General features: G+C 69.9%; 15 protein-coding genes. 4 read left to right on the top strand and 11 right to left on the bottom strand.

The features are described from left to right. Positions 1 to 57: 57 nt before the first annotated feature. From ABZ457_RS27010 to eccD, 4 genes are all read right to left on the bottom strand, one after another. Positions 58 to 1,437 (bottom strand): pitrilysin family protein, encoded by a 1,380-nt coding sequence (locus ABZ457_RS27010; RefSeq protein WP_359162353.1) that lies wholly within the window; start codon positions 1,435 to 1,437, stop codon positions 58 to 60. Continuing rightward, positions 1,434 to 3,647, bottom strand: coding sequence for a polyribonucleotide nucleotidyltransferase (locus ABZ457_RS27015; RefSeq protein WP_359162356.1), 2,214 nt, complete (start codon positions 3,645 to 3,647; stop codon positions 1,434 to 1,436). The genes ABZ457_RS27010 and ABZ457_RS27015 overlap by 4 nt, the downstream gene beginning before the upstream one ends. Before the next feature lie 390 nt (positions 3,648 to 4,037). Beyond that, positions 4,038 to 4,328 (bottom strand): 30S ribosomal protein S15, encoded by a 291-nt coding sequence (rpsO, locus tag ABZ457_RS27020; RefSeq protein ID WP_018849931.1) that lies wholly within the window; start codon positions 4,326 to 4,328, stop codon positions 4,038 to 4,040. 166 nt (positions 4,329 to 4,494) lie between these two features. Continuing rightward, the gene (gene eccD, locus ABZ457_RS27025) at positions 4,495 to 5,991 is read right to left on the bottom strand and encodes a type VII secretion integral membrane protein EccD (RefSeq protein WP_359162360.1); all 1,497 of its coding nucleotides are present in this window, start codon (positions 5,989 to 5,991) and stop codon (positions 4,495 to 4,497) included. A 223-nt stretch (positions 5,992 to 6,214) separates the two neighbouring features. On the opposite strand from eccD, the gene eccCa reads away from it, so the two are divergent. The 4 genes from eccCa (at position 6,215) to ABZ457_RS27045 (ending at position 13,211) form a co-directional block, all read left to right on the top strand. Then, on the top strand, positions 6,215 to 10,177 hold the full coding sequence (gene eccCa, locus ABZ457_RS27030; protein ID WP_359162363.1) for a type VII secretion protein EccCa: 3,963 nt from the start codon (positions 6,215 to 6,217) through the stop codon (positions 10,175 to 10,177). A gap of 111 nt (positions 10,178 to 10,288) precedes the next feature. Continuing rightward, positions 10,289 to 10,729 carry an amino acid ABC transporter permease gene (locus ABZ457_RS27035; RefSeq protein WP_359162366.1) on the top strand — a complete coding sequence of 147 codons (441 nt, stop codon included), beginning with the start codon at positions 10,289 to 10,291 and terminating at the stop codon, positions 10,727 to 10,729. After that, entirely contained in the window at positions 10,726 to 12,603 is a 1,878-nt protein-coding gene (locus ABZ457_RS27040; protein ID WP_359162369.1) for an alpha/beta hydrolase, read from the top strand. Before ABZ457_RS27035 ends, ABZ457_RS27040 begins: the two co-directional genes overlap by 4 nt. Beyond that, complete coding sequence (locus ABZ457_RS27045) at positions 12,600 to 13,211, top strand: hypothetical protein (protein WP_359162371.1); 612 nt, start codon at positions 12,600 to 12,602, stop codon at positions 13,209 to 13,211. Before ABZ457_RS27040 ends, ABZ457_RS27045 begins: the two co-directional genes overlap by 4 nt. 242 nt (positions 13,212 to 13,453) lie before the next feature. On the opposite strand, the gene ABZ457_RS27050 is transcribed toward ABZ457_RS27045, so the two are convergent. The 7 genes from ABZ457_RS27050 to eccB form a co-directional block, all read right to left on the bottom strand. Then, entirely contained in the window at positions 13,454 to 13,756 is a 303-nt protein-coding gene (locus ABZ457_RS27050; protein WP_359162373.1) for a WXG100 family type VII secretion target, read from the bottom strand. A gap of 72 nt (positions 13,757 to 13,828) precedes the next feature. After that, entirely contained in the window at positions 13,829 to 14,176 is a 348-nt protein-coding gene (locus tag ABZ457_RS27055; RefSeq protein ID WP_359162375.1) for a WXG100 family type VII secretion target, read from the bottom strand. Between the two features lie 94 nt (positions 14,177 to 14,270). Continuing rightward, complete coding sequence (locus tag ABZ457_RS27060) at positions 14,271 to 15,572, bottom strand: S8 family serine peptidase (RefSeq protein WP_359162377.1); 1,302 nt, start codon at positions 15,570 to 15,572, stop codon at positions 14,271 to 14,273. Positions 15,573 to 15,603: 31 nt separating this feature from the next. Then, positions 15,604 to 17,388: a hypothetical protein gene (locus ABZ457_RS27065; protein WP_359162379.1), complete on the bottom strand. Its 1,785-nt coding sequence runs from the start codon at positions 17,386 to 17,388 to the stop codon at positions 15,604 to 15,606. A 6-nt stretch (positions 17,389 to 17,394) separates the two neighbouring features. Then, positions 17,395 to 17,835 (bottom strand): hypothetical protein, encoded by a 441-nt coding sequence (locus tag ABZ457_RS27070; RefSeq protein ID WP_359162382.1) that lies wholly within the window; start codon positions 17,833 to 17,835, stop codon positions 17,395 to 17,397. Between the two features lie 200 nt (positions 17,836 to 18,035). Next, positions 18,036 to 19,319: a type VII secretion-associated serine protease mycosin gene (gene mycP, locus ABZ457_RS27075; RefSeq protein WP_359162384.1), complete on the bottom strand. Its 1,284-nt coding sequence runs from the start codon at positions 19,317 to 19,319 to the stop codon at positions 18,036 to 18,038. Between the two features lie 12 nt (positions 19,320 to 19,331). After that, positions 19,332 to 20,861, bottom strand: a complete 1,530-nt coding sequence (eccB, locus tag ABZ457_RS27080) for a type VII secretion protein EccB (RefSeq protein WP_359162388.1) — start codon at positions 20,859 to 20,861, stop codon at positions 19,332 to 19,334. Positions 20,862 to 21,026 lie beyond the last annotated feature (165 nt).

The following is a 21,026-nucleotide window of genomic DNA, read 5'->3' on the forward strand; positions in this document are numbered from 1 at the left end:
GTCCGTGGGACTGTTCGGGTGGGGGGGGGGGCCCGGGGGCCCCCCGGACCCCACGGCTCAGGCGACCGCTTCCTGCAGGCGGTCCGCCTGCTTGTCCCGCAGCGGTCCGATGACGGCCAGGGACGGCCGGCCGCCGAGGACGTCGGCGGCGACCGCGCGCACCTGGTCGGGTGTGACGGCGGCTATCTCGGCGAGCATGTCGTCGACCGACATCTGGGCGCCCCAGCACAGCTCGCTCTTGCCGATGCGGTTCATCAGCGCGCCGGTGTCCTCCAGGCCGAGGACCGTGGAGCCGGAGAGCTGCCCGATCGCCCGGGAGATCTCGTCGTCCGACAGGCCCTCGGAGGCGACCCGGTCGAGTTCGCCGCGGCAGATCTTCAGCACGTCGTGCACCTGGCCGGGCCGGCAGCCCGCGTAGACGCCGAAGAGGCCGGTGTCGGCGAAGCCCGAGGTGTACGAGTACACGCTGTAGGCGAGGCCGCGCTTCTCCCGGACCTCCTGGAAGAGCCGGGAGGACATCCCGCCGCCGAGGGCGGTGTTGAGCACGCCCAGCGCCCAGCGGCGGTCGTCGGTGCGGGCGAGGCCCGGCATGCCGAGGACGACGTGGGCCTGCTCGGTGCGCCGGTTGAGGTGCTCGACCCGGCCCGCGGTGCGCAGGACCCGGCTGCCGTCGCGCGGCGGGACGGGCACGGCCGCCTGGTCGCCGAGGGCGCCGGCCTTCTCGAAGGCGCGGCGGACCTGGCGGACGACGGTCGCGTGGTCGACGTTGCCGGCCGCGGCGACGACCAGGCGGGTCGGGTCGTAGTGCTTGCGGTAGAAGCGCCGCACCCGGTCCGCGGTGAGGGCGTTGACCGTGTCGACCGTGCCCAGGACGGGCCGGCCGAGCGGGGAGTCGCCGAACATGGTGTGCGCGAACAGGTCGTGCACGCAGTCGCCCGGGTCGTCCTCGGTCATCGCGATCTCCTCCAGGATGACGCCGCGTTCGGCGTCCACGTCCTCCTGGCGGATCAGCGAGCCGGTCAGCATGTCGCAGACCACGTCGATGGCGAGCGGCAGGTCCGTGTCGAGGACCCGCGCGTAGTAGCAGGTGTACTCCTTGGCGGTGAAGGCGTTCATCTCGCCGCCGACCGCGTCGATCGCGGAGGAGATGTCGAGCGCCGAGCGCCGGTGCGTGCCCTTGAACAGCAGGTGTTCGAGGTAGTGCGTGGCGCCGCCCAGGGAGGGGGTCTCGTCGCGGGAGCCGACGCCCGCCCAGATCCCGAAGGTGGCGGAGCGGACGGAGGGCAGCGTCTCGGTGACCACGCGCAGCCCGCCGGGGAGCACGGTGCGCCGTACGGTACCGATGCCGTCGCGGCCCTTGAGCAGGGTTTGGGTACGGGCGACGGCCCGCGCCTCCGAGGAGGTGCGGGCCGTCGCCTGCGAACTACGGGACGTCACTGCTGGGCGTCGTCCTTCTTCTCGTCCTCTTCGCCCTCGATCACGGGGATCAGGGAGAGCTTGCCGCGCGAGTCGATCTCGGCGATCTCGACCTGGACCTTGGAGCCCACACCGAGCACGTCCTCGACGTTCTCGACGCGCTTGCCGCCGGCCAGCTTGCGGATCTGGGAGATGTGCAGCAGGCCGTCCTTGCCCGGGAGCAGGGAGACGAACGCGCCGAACGTGGTCGTCTTGACGACCGTGCCCAGGTAGCGCTCGCCGACCTCCGGCATGGTCGGGTTGGCGATGCCGTTGATCGTGGCACGGGCGGCCTCGGCGGCCGGGCCGTCGGCGGCACCGATGTAGATGGTGCCGTCGTCCTCGATCGTGATCTCGGCGCCGGTGTCCTCCTGGATCTGGTTGATCATCTTGCCCTTGGGGCCGATGACCTCGCCGATCTTGTCCACGGGGATCTTGACGGTGATGATCCGCGGGGCGTTGGGGGACATCTCGTCCGGGGTGTCGATCGCTTCCATCATCACGTCGAGGATGTGGAGGCGGGCGTCGCGGGCCTGCTTGAGGGCCGCGGCCAGGACGGAGGCCGGGATGCCGTCCAGCTTGGTGTCGAGCTGGAGGGCGGTGACGAACTGCTTGGTGCCGGCGACCTTGAAGTCCATGTCACCGAAGGCGTCCTCCGCACCGAGGATGTCGGTGAGGGCGACGTAGTGCGTCTTGCCGTCGATCTCCTGGGAGATCAGGCCCATGGCGATACCGGCGACGGGGGCCTTGAGGGGCACACCGGCGTTCAGCAGCGACATGGTGGAGGCGCAGACCGAGCCCATGGACGTCGAACCGTTGGAGCCGAGGGCCTCGGACACCTGGCGGATCGCGTACGGGAACTCCTCGCGGGTCGGCAGGACCGGCACGATCGCGCGCTCGGCGAGCGCGCCGTGGCCGATCTCGCGGCGCTTCGGCGAACCGACGCGGCCGGTCTCACCGACGGAGTACGGCGGGAAGTTGTAGTTGTGCATGTAGCGCTTGCGCGTCACCGGGGAGAGGGTGTCGAGCTGCTGCTCCATGCGCAGCATGTTCAGCGTGGTGACGCCCAGGATCTGGGTCTCGCCACGCTCGAACAGCGCCGAGCCGTGCACGCGCGGGATGGCCTCGACCTCGGCGGCCAGGGTACGGATGTCCGTGATCCCGCGGCCGTCGATGCGGACCTTGTCCTTGATGACGCGCTCGCGGACCAGGGCCTTGGTGAGGCTGCGGTACGCGGCGGAGATCTCCTTCTCGCGGCCCTCGAAGGCCGGGAGGAGCTTCTCGCCGGCCAGCGCCTTGACGCGGTCCAGCTCGGCCTCGCGCTCCTGCTTGCCGGCGATGGTCAGCGCCTGGGCGAGCTCGCCCTTGACCGCGTCGGACAGGGCGGCGTAGACGTCGTCCTCGTAGTCGAGGAAGATCGGGAACTCGCCCTCGGGCTTGGCCGCCTTGGCGGCGAGGTCCGACTGCGCCTTGCACAGGACCTTGATGAACGGCTTCGCGGCTTCCAGACCGGCGGCCACGACCTCCTCGGTCGGCGCCTCGGCGCCGCCCTTGACGAGCTCGATGGTCTTCTCGGTGGCCTCGGCCTCGACCATCATGATCGCGACGTCGCCGTCCTCCAGGACGCGGCCCGCGACGACCATGTCGAAGACGGCGTCCTCAAGCTCGGTGTGCGTCGGGAAGGCGACCCACTGGCCCTTGATCAGGGCGACCCGGGTGCCGCCGATCGGGCCGGAGAAGGGCAGGCCGGCGAGCTGTGTGGAGCAGGAGGCGGCGTTGATGGCGATCACGTCGTAGAGGTGATCGGGGTTGAGCGCCATGATCGTCTCGACGATCTGGATCTCGTTGCGCAGGCCCTTCTTGAAGGAGGGGCGCAGCGGGCGGTCGATCAGGCGGCAGGTGAGGACCGCGTCCTCGGAGGGGCGGCCCTCCCGGCGGAAGAAGGAGCCGGGGATCTTGCCGGCCGCGTACATCCGCTCCTCGACGTCCACCGTGAGGGGGAAGAAGTCGAGCTGGTCCTTGGGCTTCTTGGAGGCGGTGGTGGCCGACAGCACCATGGTGTCGTCGTCCAGGTAGGCCACGGCGGAGCCGGCGGCCTGACGGGCCAGGCGGCCCGTCTCGAAGCGGATGGTGCGGGTGCCGAAGGAACCGTTGTCGATGACGGCCTCGGCGTAGTGGGTCTCGTTCTCCACTAGCGGTGTCTCCTACGTATCGTCTTTGCGCCCGGCTCCCGTGTGGTGCCGGGCGGTGTACGGAGAAGCGCGCCTTGGATGCGGGCCGGTCTTCGATCGAAGCACCCGGATCGGGGCACCTGAGGCGGTGCGTCCGGGGGCCACTACCGAGGACCGGCGGCGAGGAGGCGGCTTCCCTCTCGTCTGTATTCAGCCGGCGCGCTCTGACGGGCGCGCTGGTGACCAGACTAGTTGCCGCGCCACCGGTCGCGCACGTACAACGGCGCGGGTCCGGCCGCGTGCGCGGCGATGGTGCGGGTGTTCTGCCTGGTCAGCGGCCGGCGGCCGGAGGCTGCCGGTACGGCGAAGGGAGCGGCCCCCGGTAGTGGGAACCGCTCCCTTCGACGCGCCTTACTTGGCGCCGCCGGCCGCGCCGCGGCGGATGCCGAGGCGGTCGACCAGCGTACGGAAGCGCTGGATGTCCTTCTTGGCCAGGTACTGCAGCAGGCGGCGGCGCTGGCCGACCAGGATCAGCAGACCACGACGGGAGTGGTGGTCGTGCTTGTGGGTCTTGAGGTGCTCGGTCAGGTCCGAGATGCGGCGGGACAGCATCGCGACCTGGACCTCGGGGGAGCCGGTGTCGCCCTCCTTGGTCCCGAACTCGCTGATGATCTGCTTCTTCGTAGCGGCGTCGAGAGACACTCGGTACTCCTCATGGTGTTCGATGCGCCCGCGAGTGCCCCTGGTCTCTGTCTCAGGGGAGCTTCCGTGACTCGGAGGGCGGGGTCCGATGCGCGCTGCTCCCAGGTTTCCGGGAGGGAATCCGGGAGCGCGTACACAAACGGCCGCAGTCAGAGTACCAGGCGGTTCAGGAGGTCAGTGCCCGGATGGAGTGGTAGACGCCGAAGACCGCGAGGCACAGCGGGATCAGCGTGAGCAGCACAAACGTCTCGGCGACCTCCAGGAAGCGGCCCCAGAACGGGGTCACCCCGGTGCGCGGCACCACCAGTCCGATCGCGGTGAGGACGGCGGCGACGCCGGCGACGGCCGCGGAGAGCCAGATCGTGCGGACGTCCAGGGCGGTGCCCTGGCCGCGCAGCGCGTCCTGGATCATCCCGGCGGGCGGGTTCAGGCAGAGGCCGAGGCCGAGGAGGACCAGGGCGGCGAGACCGGCCGCCAGCGCGCAGCCGACCTGGGCGGTGTAGCGGAACAGATGGGCGCGCATCAGCATCGCGATGCCGGTGGCGAGGGCCAGGAGCTGAGCCCAGACGCTGCCGGAGAAGCCCAGGACGACCGAGGCGCCGACCGCGACCAGGGCGCAGCCGCCGACCAGGCCGACCAGCAGTTCGTGGCCGCGGCGGGCCTGGGCGGCGATACGGGCCGCGTCCACCGGGCCCTGCGGCTCCGGCTCGTCGTCGTAGCCGCCGACCGAGGTGCGGGGCGGTTCGAAGCCGATGGGCAGCCGGGCGAAGCGGGTGGAGAGGCCGGGCAGGAAGGCGAGGGAGCCGACGGCCAGCGGTGCGCAGACCGCCGCGGTCTCCGAGGGGGTGAGGTCGGTCAGTACGGCGACGAAGGTGACGACCAGGCCGACGGCGGAGGCGAAGACGAAGGCGACGAACGGCCCGTCGCCCGCCGGGGCCACCAGCATCAGGACCACCGAGCAGAGCAGGACGGCGGCGCAGGCCAGCAGGAACTGGAGCTTGCCGATGCCCTCGCCCCGGGTGAGCGGCAGCAGCCCGGAGCCCGCGACGGCCGCGTTGGCCATCGCGCCGAGGCCGATCGCGACGGCCGAGCTCCGGTCCTCGTACACCCGGACGCGGACGGCGGCGAGGGCGAGGAGGAGGACGGCGCTCACGGTGGCGAGGATGCCGGGCAGTCCGTGCATGTCGTGCCGCGGGTCGGCCGACCAGAGGACGAAGGCGAGCAGGACCAGCAGCACCGAGCCGGCGACCAGGCCCGCGCCGCGCATCAGGGCGTCGGTCCACAGGGTGCGGTCGCGGGCCACGGCCTGGGCGACGGCGTCGGACACATCGTCGAAGACCGCGGGCGGCAGCGACTCGGCGAAGGGGCGCAGGGAGAGCAGTTCGCCGTCGAGGATGCGCTGCGCGGCCAGCGAGCGGCCGCCGTCGAGGACGGTGCCGTCGCGGCGGACGAGGTGGTAGCCGACGGGGGCGCCCTGGGCGGGCGTCTGGCCGGACAGGCGCAGGATCTCCGGGTAGAGGTCCGCGACCGCGATGTCCTCGGGCAGGGCGACGTCCACACGGCCGTCCGGTGCCACGACCGTGACGCGGCAGAACCCGGTGCCGGCCGACACGGTCGCGGGTGCGGGCCGACCGGCTCCGGCGGCCGTCGCTGGGGCCGTCATACTCACCTGTCTGATCCCCCTCGTGGTGGTCTGGGCCGGCTGGCCCGGCATGCACTCCGAATGACCCGATTTTTGCGGTAGTTCACGGGTGCGCAAACACGTCGCGCCACCCTACCGCCCACCCCGCCGACGTCACGCAAGTAGGATCCCTCCCCGCGGAGGGAACCCGTCGCCACGGGGGCGCCGACCGAAAGATTCCGTCCGGCAAGGGATTGGGTGAGCTGTGAGCCAGATCGTCGTCAAGCGCCCACCACGGGCCCTGCCGTCCGAAGTTCCGGGCGAGGCGGTGCATCTGCAACCCCCGCCGGAACTGCCCCGGGGGCAGCAGGAGGGCGCGCTGATGCAGCTCCTGCCGATGCTGGGCATGGGCGGTTCGGTCGTCTTCTTCTTCATGACCCCGAACCCGATCATGCGCATCATGGGCATGGTGATGATCGCGTCCACGGTGGCGATGGCGATCGCGATGCTGGTGCGCTACCGGCGCGGCACCCAGGGGCAGTTGGCCGACATCCGGCGGGACTACCTCAAGTACCTGAACACCACCCGCCGCACGGTGCTCCGCACGGCCCGGCTCCAGCGGGACGCGCAGTACTATCTGCACCCCTCCCCCGAGCAGCTGTGGGCCCTGGTCGCCGAGGGCAGCCGGGTGTGGGAACGGCGCATCGGCGACGACGACTTCGCCCAGGTCCGCATCGGGCTGGGCAGCCAGCAGCTGGCGACCCCGCTGATCGCCCCCGAGACGGCCCCGGTCGACGACCTGGAGCCCCTGGCGGCGGGCGCCATGCGGCAGTTCCTCGACGCGCACGGCACCCTGGACAACCTGCCGATGGCGGTGTCCCTGCGGGCCTTCTACCACCTGACCGTGAGCGGGGACGCGGAGTCCGCGCGCGCGGCCGTGCGGGCGATGGTCGGTTCGCTGGCCGCGCTGCACTCCCCCGAGGACCTGGTGGTCGCCGTCGGGGCGGGCGCCGAGTCCGCCCGGCACTGGGAGTGGGCCAAGTGGCTGCCGCACTGCCAGGCGTCCGGCCCCGGTGACGGCGCCGGCACCCGGCGGCTGATCACCTCCGACCCCCGGGACCTCCAGGACCTGCTGACCGTCCCGCTGGAGGGCCGCCCCCGCTTCCAGGGCAGCGGCCACCCGCTGCTGGACCAGCCGCACATCGTCGTCGTCCTCGACGGCGTCCCGGTGCCGGGGACCTCCGCGCTTGCCGCGCCCGAGGGGCTCCAGGGCGTGACCATCATCGAACTCGTCCCCGGCGAGCCCTCCGGGGCACGCGGCGGGCTCTCCGTCACGGTGCGCCCCGACGCCCTGCGGCTGGAGTCCGGCCACGGCCTCGTCTACGACGGCACCCCGGACCTGCTCGGGCCCGAGGCCGCGGAGGCGCTGGCCCGCCAACTGGCGCCGCTGCGCGCCGGCGCGGGCTCGGACGACGACGAACCCCTGCTCGCCAACCTGGACTTCACCGATCTGCTCAACCTCGGCGACGCGGCCTCCGTCGATGTCACCCGCACCTGGCTGCCGCGCTCGCAGTCCGAGCGGCTGCGGGTGCCGATCGGCGTCGGCGAGGACGGCTCCCCGGTCATGCTGGACCTCAAGGAGGCCGCGCAGGAGGGCATGGGCCCGCACGGGCTGTGCGTCGGCGCCACCGGCTCCGGCAAGTCCGAACTGCTGCGCACCCTGGTCCTCGGCCTCGCGGTCACCCACTCCTCCGAGACCCTGAACTTCGTCCTCGCGGACTTCAAGGGCGGCGCGACCTTCGCGGGCATGTCGCAGATGCCGCACGTCGCCGCGGTGATCACCAACCTCGCCGACGACCTGACCCTCGTCGACCGCATGGGCGACTCCATCCGCGGCGAGCTCAACCGCCGCCAGGAGATGCTGCGGGACGCCGGCAACTACGCCAACATCCACGACTACGAGAAGGCGCGCGCCGCCGGCGCCGCCCTCCAGCCGATCCCCTCGCTCGTCCTCGTCATCGACGAGTTCAGCGAACTGCTCACCGCGAAGCCGGACTTCATCGAGATGTTCGTCCAGATCGGCCGTATCGGCCGGTCCCTGGGCGTGCATCTCCTGCTGGCGTCCCAGCGGCTGGAGGAGGGGCGGCTGCGGGGCCTGGAGACCTATCTCTCGTACCGGATCGGTCTGCGGACCTTCTCGGCGGCCGAGTCCCGCGCGGCGATCGGCGTGCCGGACGCGTACCAGCTGCCCAATGTGCCGGGCTCCGGGTTCCTGAAGTTCGGCACCGACGAGATGGTGCGCTTCAAGGCCGCCTACGTCTCCGGTGTCTACCGGACCAACCAGCACGCCGCCCTCCCCGGCGGGCCGCTGCCCGTGGACCGCCGGCCCGCGCTGTTCACGGCGGCGCCCGTCCCGGTGCGGTATGTGCAGGCCGCGCAGCAGCCGCAGGTGCCGGACGCGCGCTCCGAGGACGACGCGCTCGCCGACACGGTGCTGGACGTGATCGTGCGCCGCCTTGAGGGGCGGGGCGCGGAGGCGCACCAGGTGTGGCTGCCGCCCCTGGACAACCCGCCGTCCCTGGACGAGATCCTGCCCGGCCTCGCGCAGGTGGAGGGCCGGGGGCTGACCCAGCCCGGGTACGAGGGGGCGGGCAAGCTCGTCGTCCCGCTCGGCGTCGTCGACAAGCCGTTCGAGCAGCGGCGCGACACCCTGTACCGCGACTTCTCCGGCGCGGCCGGCCATATGCAGATCATCGGCGGCCCGCAGTCCGGCAAGTCGACCCTGCTGCGGAGCCTGATCGCGGCCTTCGCCCTCACCCACACCCCGCACGAGGTGCAGTTCTACGGGCTCGACTTCGGTGGCGGCAGCCTCTCCTCGGTGTCCGGTCTCCCCCACGTCGGCGGGATCGCCTCCCGGCTCGACCCGGAGCGGGTCCGGCGCACGGTGGCCGAGGTCTACGGCGTGATGGCCCGGCGCGAGGAGTACTTCCGCAGCGCGGGCATCGACTCCATCGCCACCTACCGGCGGCTGCGCGCCCGGGGCGACATCTCGGTGGCGGACCAGCCCTGGGGCGACGTCTTCCTGGTCATCGACGGCTGGGGCAACTTCCGCACCGACTACGAGGGCCTGGAGACGGCGGTCGTCGACATCGCGGCGCGCGGCCTCGGCTACGGCATCCATGTGATCCTCACGGCGTCCCGGTCGATGGAGGTGCGCTCCAACGTCAAGGACCATCTGATGAACCGGCTGGAGCTGCGGCTCGGTGACGTCATGGACTCCGAGGTGGACCGCAAGATCGCCGTCAATGTGCCGCCGGGCGTGCCCGGACGCGGTCTGGTGCCGGAGAAGCTGCACTTCATGGCGGCGGTGCCGCGGATCGACGGCATCCACTCGGACAGCGACCTGGCCGAGGCGACGGCGGCGATGACGCAGGAGGTCGGGCGGCACTGGACGGCGCCGGCGGCGCCGCAGGTGCGGCTGCTGCCGCGCGAGCTGCCGGCGGCGAGCCTGCCCGCCGGGTCCGCCGAGCCCCGGCGCGGGCTGGCGTTCGGCATCGACGAGAACAACCTGGCGCCGGTCTTCGTGGACTTCGACCGGGACCCGTTCTTCCTGGTCTTCGGCGAGAGCGAGTCCGGCAAGTCGAACCTGCTGCGGCTGCTGATCAAGCAGATCACCGAGCGGTACGACGGCAGCGAGGCCAAGTTCTTCGTCATCGACAACCGGCGCGCGCTGCTGGACGTCACGCCCGCCTCGCACCTGGCCGAGTACGTGCCGATGTCCAACAACATGGACCACCACGTGGACGCGATGGCGGACCTGATGCAGCGCCGCACGCCGTCGGCCGACGTGACCGCGCAGCAGCTGCGGGACCGGAGCTGGTGGCAGGGCCCGTACGTGTATGTGGTCGTCGACGACTACGACCTGGTGTCCACCTCCAGCGGCAACCCGCTGGCCAAGCTGACGGAGCACCTGCCGTTCGCCCGGGACGTGGGCGTCCGCTTCATCATCGCGCGGAGCGCGGCGGGCGCGAGCAGGTCCACGTACGAGCCGTTCATGCAGCGGATGATGGAACTGGGCGCGCAGGGCCTGCTGCTCTCGGGCGACCCGCAGGAGGGCGACGTCCTCGGCACCCGCATGCGCCCGATGCCACCGGGGCGGGGCATCTTCATGTCGCGCCAGCGGGGGAATCCGCTGGTGCAGACGGGGTGGTTGGGGGAGCCGGAGTAGCGGAGCGGGTGGCTCTGGGGTGCCTCCGCACGGTGCACGAGCACCCCCTCCAGCCTTGAACGCCAGAGAGCATCACACGTATGGATGCGTGCGGGGGAAGGAACTCACGTAATGCCTTGGGACGAGTGGGACGAGTTGAAAGCATCGGCTGCCGAGAGGGATTCGGCAGGCATGCAGCTGAACGGAATACCTGAGGAGGGCCGACATGACAGAGCCAACGGGGGTGGTGACGGAAGGCTGAAGCACTCCGCCAAGCCGTGGAACCAAGCCGCCGGTACGGCCAGCAGTCTGGGAGTCAGTACCCAGAACTCCAAGGGGAACCTGTCGAAGGGGCATGCGGGCATGGCAGCGGGACTTGAGGGCCTCGCCAGCCTCGGCGAGCTGAAGAGCGTTCTCACATCATGGGAGAACAGGTTGCAGGCTGTTCGTGACGAGTGCGAGGCGCTTGAACCGAAGCTGCGGCAGGTGCCCAAGGACCTGACCGGTGTCGACTCCGCCACAGGCTCCAAATCCGACGCGGTGCAGACTCCGAAGGAGGGCGCAGCCAAGTGACCTCCGAGTTGACGTGGCAGCAGCTCCGCGACCTGAAGCTGACGGAGCTCGACGACGCGGCCGACAGCTGGGGTGCCGCCTCCCGGCACGCGGACTCGGCGCAGACCCGGGTCGACGGCGACGTGGGCACTGCGCTGACGAAGTCTCAGGAAAGCGAGTCGGCCAAGGCTGCCGTGGCCAGGTTCAAGCGGCTCAGTCGCAACTATGACTACATCAAGACGGAATGCGGCCTCATCCGTACGGCTGTCAGCGGCCTTTCCACAGAGCTCGCTTCGCCACAGCGACGGCTGAAAGAGGCACTGGCCGACGCCGCTTCCTACTCGTACACGGTCAACGTCGACGGCAGTATCGACTACCCGGCCGGCGGCAAAAACGAGGTGACCGGCGAACCGCACCCAGCCGGGACGGTCGTAGGCAGCAACGGACTGCTCGTACCGGGTGGCAACGGGTTCTACGCCCCGGGCAGGAACGGACTGCAGGGACCTGGATACGACCGGTTCGTTAACCCCAACCCACACCGCGCCAAGGCTCAGGACATCGCCGATCGGATCGCCGTAGCGCTGCGCGATGCGCGGGAGACCGACGGACGATATCAGCGGGCGTTGAGCAAGTTGAAGGCAGCGGAAGGTCTCACGGTCGACGCCAAGACGTGGGCCGACGCTGCGGCAGACATGGGTGCGGTGCGGGACGCGTCATACGACTACATGAAGCGGGAAATCCCGCTCGACAAGACTCCGGCCGAGCGCAAGGAGTGGTGGGATCGGCTCAGCGACGAGCAGCGAACGGAGTACCTGGCCAGCTATCCCGACGTCCTCGGCAACCTGGACGGCATTCCGGCGCTCGTGCGTGACGAGGCGAACCGGGAGAATCTCGACCTGCTGATCGCCAAGTTCGAGGGCAAGGAGGGCGAGGCTGCGGAGGCCAGGCTCGGGGGCCTCAAAGAGATCCGCAACCAGTTGGGAGAGTACGCTGCGAAGCATCTGGCGGATCCGGAACAGCCCCCTATGTATCTCCTTTCCATAGGTGACGAGGGCACCGGGCGGGCCGCAGTGGCATTCGGCAATCCGGACACCTCGAAGAATGTTTCGGCCTATGTCCCGGGTCTCGGCACGGCGTTGGACAGCGCCTTCGCCCGCAACGATGTCGAGCGCGCCTACCATACGGCCTACCTGGCCCGCGAGAAGGACCCCTCAAGCGCTTCCATCGTGTGGCTGGGATACGACCCACCGCAGCTCGGCGGCCCGGACGCCGAAAACCTCTTGGCGAATACCGAGGTGATGTCCGCCGACCGGGCCGAGGACGGCGCTCCTGCGTACAACTCGTTCATGAGCGGACTGGCCGCCACCAACAATCATGAAGACCCGCACTTGACAGCCATCGGGCATTCCTACGGCTCCCGGCTTGTGGGTGCCGCGACGCAGGAGCCCGGTGGCATTCCGGGGGTGGACGACATCGTGCTCCTCGGAAGCCCCGGAGTGGGCGTCGACAAAGCGGAAGACCTGGGTGTCGGCAAGGACCACGTCTTCGTGGGCGCGGCCGACAACGACCCGGTGACGATGCTGCCTTCCAAGAAGGAGACGGCCGCCGGAACGGCGGGCTTTTTCGCAGGTGGGCCTTTCGGGTCCTATCTGTTCGGGGAGATCGCCGACCAAGGGGACGACGACATCTGGTTCGGAAAGGATCCTGCCAGCGAGGCCTTCGGCGCCCACCGCATCAAGACGGAAGACGGCCCTCTGCCGATCGTCGACGGTCAGGGCCCCACGCCTGCTCATTCGAACTACTTCACGCCCACAAGAGACGAGGTTTCGGCAAAGAATGTCGCAGCGATCGTCGCAGGACAGCCCGAACTCGTCATACCGGAGAAGCATCGATGAAGAGCCGCATTCTTCCCATCGCACTCGCCACGCTCGTCGTGTCCGGCTGCGGCATGATCGGCGGGGGCGAGAAGGAACCCAAGGGAAAGGCAAACAACGTGGATATGCAGCAGGCTGCTGATCTGGTGGAAGAGATTCTGAACGGAACGCTGGCCGCGATCAAACCCAAAGTTGAAACGAAGCGGGGCCTGTCGAGCACCCCCCTCTGCACAGACTTCAAGAACGACTCCACAGGAACCGGCCAGGTCAAGCGAGGGCGCAATGTACTGACTATCATCTCGGCCGAGCGTCGGGGGAGTTTCGTGGGTGTCGTGGAGCGCTATTGGAAAGGTGAAGGGTACGAAATCACATCCGTACGCCCGAACAAGGAAAAGCCCGCGGTCTTTGCCCGTACTCCGGAAGGATTCCAGCTGTCGCTGGACTTCGGCCGCGAAGGTCAGGCGTTCTTCAACGTCTCGTCGCCGTGCGTGACGGAGTCCGACGTCACCGAGCCGTCGAAGACACCGATCGCCCCGGACTCGCCCGAGGCGAAAGGGCTTCCGTACATCACGTCTACCTTCTGGTCGTCGGACACCCCGGTGCCGTCTCCCCCGGCCGAAGGCAACTGAATCCCACCAAGACACGGCGGAGAGGATCCCGCCCGTCGAGAGGCGGAGATATCAGTGCGTGCGAGCGCGGGCGAAATACTCGGCGGCGGCCGCCGGGGGCGGCGCGCTCCTGAAGCCCCGGACACAGATGAGGGCCGCTGATCTGATCGGGAGGGTCGTAGCGCGGGAACGGCACGGGGTGGGCACCCCTCGCGCGTGCCCACCCCGGATCGTCGTGCTGCTACTGCCAGCCGCGCTGCGGCTCAGGCGAAGTAGCTGGCGGCCTTCTTGTCGCCGCCCATGTAGTCACCGCCGGCGCGCGCGACGATGGCCGTGATCTGCGTCAGGGCCTGGTGGATGTCCTGCGCTTCCTTGTCCCAGATGGCCTGCTGCTCCGTGTAGAAGGTGTGCGCCTCACCCTCCCAGCCGGCGGCCACGGTCGCGACCGCGGTCTTGATGTCCTGGAGGTCCTGCTCCAGCTTCTTCGCCTGGTTGCCCAGCACGGTCGCCGTCGCGTCGAGGGCGCCGTACCTGACGACCAGCTCGTCGTAAGAGTTCATTGCCATGATTCGCTCATCTCGTCTCTCGTCGAACGCGGCCTCGGCCCGGGTCGTCCGGGAGCCGCGTCGGGCGTCCTGCTAGAGGTTGCTGAGGTTGGACGGAGCCGGGGTGCTGGCTCCGAGGTTCACGTTGATGCTCTGGACCGCGGCGCGGATGTCGTCTTCCGTGCCGCCCTTGATCTTGCGCGAGGCGCTCATGGCTTCGAGGTACTTGGCGAGGATGTTGCCGATCCGCACCATCGAGGTGTTGATCTCGCGCTGCTTCTCGTCGAAGGCGCCGGCGCCGATGCCCTTCCACTGACCCTCAAGGCTGTCGATCGTGCCCTGGATCTGCTGGAGCTGGCCCTTGAGCGAGGTGAACTTGTTGAAGATCTCCCGCTCGAGCTTGATGAGTTGCTCATCGGAGAGCTTCTGGCCCTGTGACACAGTCGTGTTCCCTTCTTGGACTCTGACTCTGGACTACTGAACTGCCTGGTGTGAGTGGCTGTGTGGTCGTGCCGCGCCACGTCGCGGCGGGGCGTCAGGCGCCGCGGCGCTTGCGTGCGACGGCGTAGCCGGCGCCCGCGACCACGGCGAGGACGCCGACGGCTCCGATCCCCCAGAGCGCGCCGTTGCTCGACGAGGACTCCGCGTCGGACGCCGATGCGGCCTCGCCGGGCGCGGAGCCGTCCTTGGCCGGGGTGTCCGTGCCATCGGGTGCGGCGGACGCCTTGTCGCCGGAGGAACCCGATCCTTCGGAGCCCTCGGCTGCCGGGGACTTGTCGGAGTCGGGCGCTTCGGTGTCGTTGGTGGGGAGGTTGGTCAGGGGGCTGATGTTGGGGTCGCCGGGCTTGCCGATGCCGCGGTTGATGTGGGCGCCGGGGCGGACGATGCCGTGACCGAGGTACCTGCTCACGCTGCCCGGCTTCCAGCCGTCGCTGCGTGCAGCGGACTCCAGCATGACGCGCAGCACCTGGTTGGCGGTCCAGTCGGGGTTGGCGGACCAGATCAGGGCGGCGGAGGCGGAGGCGATGGCCGCAGAAGAGCTGGTACCGCCTTCGCCCATGCAGTAGCGGCTGAAGGTGTTGTCGCACCAACGCGGCAGATTACCTGCTGGCGCGGCAAGGTCGATGTAGTCGCCGTGCTGGGAGTACTCCTCGACCTTCCCATCCGGGTTGGTAGCCGCAACGGCGACTGCCTCGGGATACGCCGCAGGATAGTGACGCTTGTTCTTCCCGTCCCCGTCATTGCCCGCAGCAGCAAAGACGAGCTTCCCCTTCTGCTGCGCTTGCTGGAAGAGCTTTCGGTAGGCGCTGACGTAATATTCGCTACCGGAAGAAATATTGATGATCCGGGCGTCGCTGTTGATGGCGGCTTCCATAGCCTCCCGATAGTCGAAGGCGTTCTCGTTCTTCTCCCCGGGTGTCAGGTGCTCACTCACCCGGTAGGGAATGATCTTGGCCTTGGGGGCCAAGCCCTGAATGCCGCCTCCAGCTCCGGTGCCGGCGATAAGTTCGGCCATCGTCGTCCCGTGGCCCTTGAAGTCAGTGAACTCGTCACCGTCGGACCCGGTCAAGTCCTTGCCTTTCAGGACCTGACCCTTGAGGGACGCGGTGTTGCGGTTGACCCCGGAGTCGATCACAGCGACGGTGATGCCCTCGCCCTGCGCCTTCTTCCAGATCTTGTCCACATGCATCGCGTCCAGGTACCACTGCTTCGACCGCATGTCGTCGGCCGCGGCTGGCGGTGCGAAACCGATGGTCCCCAACGAGATGGTTGCCGCAGTGACGGTCGCGAGAACACCACGCCGCAGGCCGAGGAACGCGAACGCCTTTGCCTTCATCCTGACTTTCCGAGCCTTCCGAGTGGGGGGATCAGTCGATCACCGGCGGCACGGGGTCGCGCCGGCGATTCGCCCAGGTCTCTTCGTCTTCCGTCACATAGTCCGGACGCGTGGTTCCCTCGCGGTCCTCGGGACGCCCGGGCTTCCGCGCCTTCCCTCCGACGATCGGGGAGCCGGCACCCGCGACCTGGCCGCGCTTGGCGGGAGAAGGTCCTGTGGAGGGGGCACCAACGACACCGTTCCTGCTCTGCGTGGTGCGTCCGGTCGGACGGGCCTGCTGGCTCTGCGGACCGCCGACGACGCCGGACTGCCCCGGGCGGGCAGTGCCCTGACCGCCGGTCCTCGACTCCGCTCCCCCGATGACCGTGCCTCGCGGAATCCTGGAGTTCGTGGCACCCGTGGTGCGCTGCTGGGCGGTTCCTCCGACGATGCCGTCCGCGCGGCCGGTGCCGCGGGGAGCACCCGCGGCCGGTCGGCCGCCGACCATCGGCTGCCCGGTGGACGCCGCACGTCCCGCCATCGGGACTTGACCGGTGCCGCCGGCGAAGCCCGGGCGTCCGGCCTGGCCAGCGCCCGGCGTGCCCACTCCGGTCGCACGGCCGACGGGCGGCTGCTGGCCGGACGCACCGACCGGGGCCCGGCCTGCCGCAGTCGGCTGTTGGCCGAGCGGGCCGGTCGCGCGACCCAGAGGCTGCTGGGACGCGCCCGGCCCACCGGCACGACCAACGGGACCAGCTGTACCGGGGCCTCCGGTCCGGGGGACGCCAGACGTGCCGACGGACCTTGCCAGAGGAGGCGGGCCGCCGAGGACGTTCGGCAGCGGGGAGGGCGGCCCACCGGCAGGGGCGGGACCGCCACCGGTGACCGGCACCTGTGGCGCAGGGTTCGGTGCGGGCGGCGCCTGCACGCTGTCGATCTGCATCTGAGTGTCCCGAGGAACAACGGGAGGCGGGGGCTTCACACCACTGTCGACATCAGGTACCGACCGACTGTCGACGGACGCCTCCGCAGGACGCACGAAGTCCGCTCGGGCTGCGCTGGAAGCGGCGGTGACACCGGATTCGGCGCCACCTTCCTGGTAGAAGCCCGGCGACGGCAACGGCACCGCCGCCCCATACGCCCTCGGCGGCACCGGGATCTCCTGGTCCTTCAGCGTGGTCTGGGAGACCGCGTAGAAGGACGCCAGGCGGTTCATCTGGTTGATGGCCTCCTGGCGGTTCCGCTCGACCTGGAGAGCCTTCTGGTACTCGGGGTTGTCGTCCATCTGCTCGACGACGGTGAACGCCTTGACGTCCTTCTGGACGAGGCGGTCGTCGCGCGGGGGCTTGGAGTTGCGGACGGAGGTGAGCCCTTCGCTCGCCACAGTCATCTGCGTGCCGACCGCGTTCGCCATCTTGCCGATCGCCCACGCGTACTTGACGACCTCGCGGCCGTAGCGGCGGAACTCGTCCGCGCCCTCGCCCTCCCAATTGGTCGTCGTGACCAGCTTGTCCAGCTCCGTGGCCGCTTTGTTGATGGCGGTGTTCGCAGCCTTCAGGCCGTTGCCCGCGCCCTCCAGGTCCGACGGGTTGGCACTGTCGAGGAGGTCCAGCATCTCGTTGAGCTTGCGTCCCTCGAAGCTCGTGGAGCCGAAGAAGCTGACCCCGGGAGAGGGGGTGCCGAAGAAGGTCATGATCTCCGGCAGGCGTTCGATCACGTCCGTGGCGGCGAACTGCTGCTCGATGTTCGCCGCGTCGGCGAGTTGCTCCTTCTCCTGCGGAGTCAGCTCCGGGGTAGGAGGTTGGGGCCCCGCCACCGGGTTCTTACCGTCGCTCATCGTGCGTCACCCCAGATCCTTCTTGCCGCTTGTGGCGCCGTGGACAGGCTTCGGCGGCTGCTCCAGTTCCTGCTTCGCCTTCTGACGCGCCTCCGCCTCGTCCCGTTCGATGTCCAGGCGGGCCTGGATCTCGTGGAAGCGCCGGCGCTTCTCCTCGTCGATGTTGTTGTAGCCAACGTCCGCCGCGTGCACGCCGATGGTGAGAAGCTCGATCTGGTCGCCCAGGGACTTGGACAGGCCCACCAGGGCCTGGTGGACCCGGGCGTACTCGGTGAAGAAGCCGTCGGCCTCGGCGAACGGCATGCCGGTGCCGAACGACCCACGCGACACACGCTCCGCGGCGACCTTGGCCTTGCCGCCCGCGCTGCTCTCCAGATCGGCCAGCGCCTTGTCGACCTCGCCACGGAACTTGATCAGAGCGTCGACGCCCTTGGACAGGTCAGCCACGGCCGCCCCCGTCCGTCCACAGCTCACGCACGAGCCATTCCTCCCCGTTGGTACTGCTCGTATCCACCCGCACTACCGGCGACACCGGTACCGCCCGACCGCTGTGCGATCGCAATCATCGTCTGTCCGATCGGACTGCCTACCACCTTAACCACCGGGTACGACAGTCCCAAGTGTCTTGTCCGTCACGCGACTTCTCTTCACACGCCCTCACCGGCCGCGCGGTTCCCGCCCCCCGTGCCCCGCCGGCGGCGGGAGTCGCGCAGAGCGATGGCGGTTCCGGTGGCGGCCGCGACGAGGATGCCGCCGCCGACCACCACATAGGTCGCCAGGCGCGCCTTGCGTTCCTGGGGGGTCTCGCCGAGGTGGGCCGCGTTCACCGTCGGGGCCTCGGCGCGGGTGACGCCCTCGCGGGCGACGGGCTTCCGGAGGGGTTTGTCGTCCTCGGTCAGGGCGCGCACCGGGTCCACGACGCCCCAGCCGACCAGGCGGTCGTGGCCCGCGACCGAGCGTTCCGCGGTCTGCTGGATCTGGGCGACGATCTCCTCCTGTTCCCAGTCGGGGTGTTTGCTCTTGATCAGAGCGGCGACTCCCGCGACGTACGGGGCGGAGAAGCTGGTGCCGTTGTCGGCGCAGTGTCCGCCGCCCGGGACGGTCGTCACGATGTCGACGCCCGGCGCCGCGACGCCCACGAAGTCGCCGGACTGGGAGAACAGCGCGCGCTCGTTGTTGCGGTCCGAGGCGGCCACGGCGAGCACGCCCTCGTACGAGGCCGGGTAGGTCTTCTTGACGTTGCCGCCGAGTCCGTCGTTGCCGGCCGAGGCGACGATCACGATGTCCTTGGCCAGCGCCTCGTCCACGACGGCCTTGAGGGCCGGGTCCGGTTCGGTCGCGTCCGCCGTGTCCTGGGAGATGTTGATCACGTCGGCGTCCTCGGCCATGGCGTGCCGGATGGCCGCGGCGAGGGTCTTGGCGGTGCCGTTGCCGAACGCGTCGTTCTGCTGGACGGGGATGACCGTCGCGTCGGGCGCGAGGCCCGTGAAGCCGGTGCCCTCGGCCGGGCGGGCGGCGATGATGCCGGCGACCTTGGTGCCGTGGCCGACGGTGTCCGTGGTGCCGTTGGCCTTGCCGCGCTTCAGCTTGTTGCCCTGGGAGTCCTTGGCGTTCCTCGGGATGAGGTTGACGCCGCTCTTGGTGTCCACGGCCTTCTTGAGCTGGGGGTGACGGACGTCGACGCCGGTGTCGATGACCGCGACGCGCACGTTCTTGCCCGTGGACTGCTTCCACACCTCGTCCAGCAGCACCCGCTGGAGGGCCCATGGGCGGCCGGTGTAGACCTTGCCGTCGAAGCGGCACTGGGTGCTGTCCGCCGCGGCGTCCGTGGCGGACAGCAGCGGGAGTCCGACGAGGGTGAGGGCGGCGGCAGCGGCGGCCGCCGGTCGTACGTAGGCGGAGGGAACACGCACGGGGGCGGGAGGAGTCATCGGCGGCCCTCCTCAGGAACCCTGCGGCTGGTTCGCGGCGCCCGCCGAGAGCCGCGGGCCCGTGGGCAGGAAGGCCGACCACTCGGCCGGGATCGGCAGCGGGGCGACGTTCTCGTAGCCCAGCTTCTTCTGCGCCTGGAGGGCCTCGGTGGCGACCTGCTCCTTCTTCTTGCCGGACGCCCCCGAGTCGGAGCCGATGCCGGAGTCCTCGGTGGCGCTGTCGCCGTTGGACTGCATCGCGTACCGCAGCCCGGTGTCCGTGGCGAGGAAGAGGAAGCCGGTCTTCGTCGCGGAGCCCTTGATCTGACGGAAGAGCAGCCCGGAGCCCGGGGTGACGTACGCGCTGGTGGAGCCGGTCGGCAGGGTGGCGGGGAAGTCCTTGCCGGACCAGGTGCTGAGGGTGGTGGCCCCGTTGTCGCGGTCCACCGAGCGCAGCACGTTGCAGACGGTGTTGCGGCTGCCGGACGCGGTGCCGGCGTCGTTGACCGCCTCGGGGCTCTCCGTCGGCCAGGTCACCTCGCCGTTGAACGGGGTGCCCGGGCGGAAGTCGCCGGCGCTCACCGGCGTCGCCTGGCCGCCCTGGCCGAGGTCGGAGAGCTGCTTGCTGTCGAGCAGCAGCTTCGCCGTGAAGTCGGAGACGGGCGCCACCCGGTTCTTGAGGACGACGAACTGACGCTTGCGGTTGCCGTCCGTGGCGAGGAGCACCATGCCGACCTTGTTCGCCTCCTCGGGCAGGCCCGCGATGCCGGCCGGTGCGCCGGGGGTGCCGGGGACGGTGGGGATGGCGACCGGGTCGCCCCGGTGGAGGGTGGCCAGCCAGGCGGCGGACACCCGCTGCGGCGCCCGGTTCTGGCCGACGACGAGCTGGAGGAGGAGCGGGTCGTCCGCCACCGGGTACGCGCGGCCCCGCGCGTCCACGACATGGCGCTTGCCGTCGGGCCCTTCCACATAGAGGAGTTCACCGCCGGTGAGCCGGTTCGGGCCCTCCGTCAGCTTCTCCTCCCGCTCGGCGAGGACGAACGCGGCCTTCTGGATCGTCCGGCCGCCCTCGCCGGGCCGCTCGCACACGGCCCAGCGCTTCGCCTCGCCCGCGTCCTTGGCGTCGGGCAGCCGGTCCGGGGCGTAGGGGATGCCGAGGGTCGGGCCGTGCGGGATCTTCCCGTTGTCGAGGACGGACTCGTCGACGTTGATGACCTTGCCGGTGCCGTCGTTGAGGAGGAGCTTGGCGGAGGACATGTTGAGGACGGGGTGGAGCTGCGCCTTGCCGTCGGTCCTGAGGACGACGTACCGGGTGGTGGACTTGCTGGCGATGATGACGTTCTCGCCGGCCTTGTCCCAGCCCTTCGGCGCGACGGGCTTGAACATGCCCCAGGCCGCGAAGACCGCGAGGACGACCACGCCGACGATGGCGCCGGGGACGACCGCGCGCAGGGGCCGGGGGGCGGCCTCCTCGGAGCCGGTGGAGTTCGGCTGCAGGAACTGGGCGACGAGCCTTCGCTTCGCGAAGGTGTAGGCGTTCAGTTCGTCCCGTCGTGATGCCATCTGTTCGCAGTCCCTCTCCCCCGTCGGGCGACCAGGTTCCCACACGCCGCACGGGTGGCCCGCGGCCGTGCCGCCCCCACTATGCCTGGCGGCACCGGCGCACTCCTGCTCAGGTAGGCTCGTCGCCCCGGTGAACGCCCGGCGGAACACGGTCAATACGGACAC

Source organism: Streptomyces sp. NPDC005805 (genome assembly GCF_040630445.1).
Taxonomy (GTDB): domain Bacteria; phylum Actinomycetota; class Actinomycetes; order Streptomycetales; family Streptomycetaceae; genus Streptomyces.

Bases quoted from the DNA above. Each gene is read 5' to 3' on its own strand.
- ABZ457_RS27065 (WP_359162379.1), bottom strand. From the start codon at position 17,388: ATGAGCGACGGTAAGAACCCGGTGGCGGGGCCCCAACCTCCTACCCCG.
- ABZ457_RS27060 (WP_359162377.1), bottom strand. From the start codon at position 15,572: ATGAAGGCAAAGGCGTTCGCGTTCCTCGGCCTGCGGCGTGGTGTTCTC.
- eccB (WP_359162388.1), bottom strand. From the start codon at position 20,861: ATGGCATCACGACGGGACGAACTGAACGCCTACACCTTCGCGAAGCGA.
- ABZ457_RS27045 (WP_359162371.1), top strand. From the start codon at position 12,600: ATGAAGAGCCGCATTCTTCCCATCGCACTCGCCACGCTCGTCGTGTCC.
- ABZ457_RS27050 (WP_359162373.1), bottom strand. From the start codon at position 13,756: ATGGCAATGAACTCTTACGACGAGCTGGTCGTCAGGTACGGCGCCCTC.
- eccD (WP_359162360.1), bottom strand. From the start codon at position 5,991: ATGACGGCCCCAGCGACGGCCGCCGGAGCCGGTCGGCCCGCACCCGCG.
- mycP (WP_359162384.1), bottom strand. From the start codon at position 19,319: ATGACTCCTCCCGCCCCCGTGCGTGTTCCCTCCGCCTACGTACGACCG.
- ABZ457_RS27035 (WP_359162366.1), top strand. From the start codon at position 10,289: ATGCCTTGGGACGAGTGGGACGAGTTGAAAGCATCGGCTGCCGAGAGG.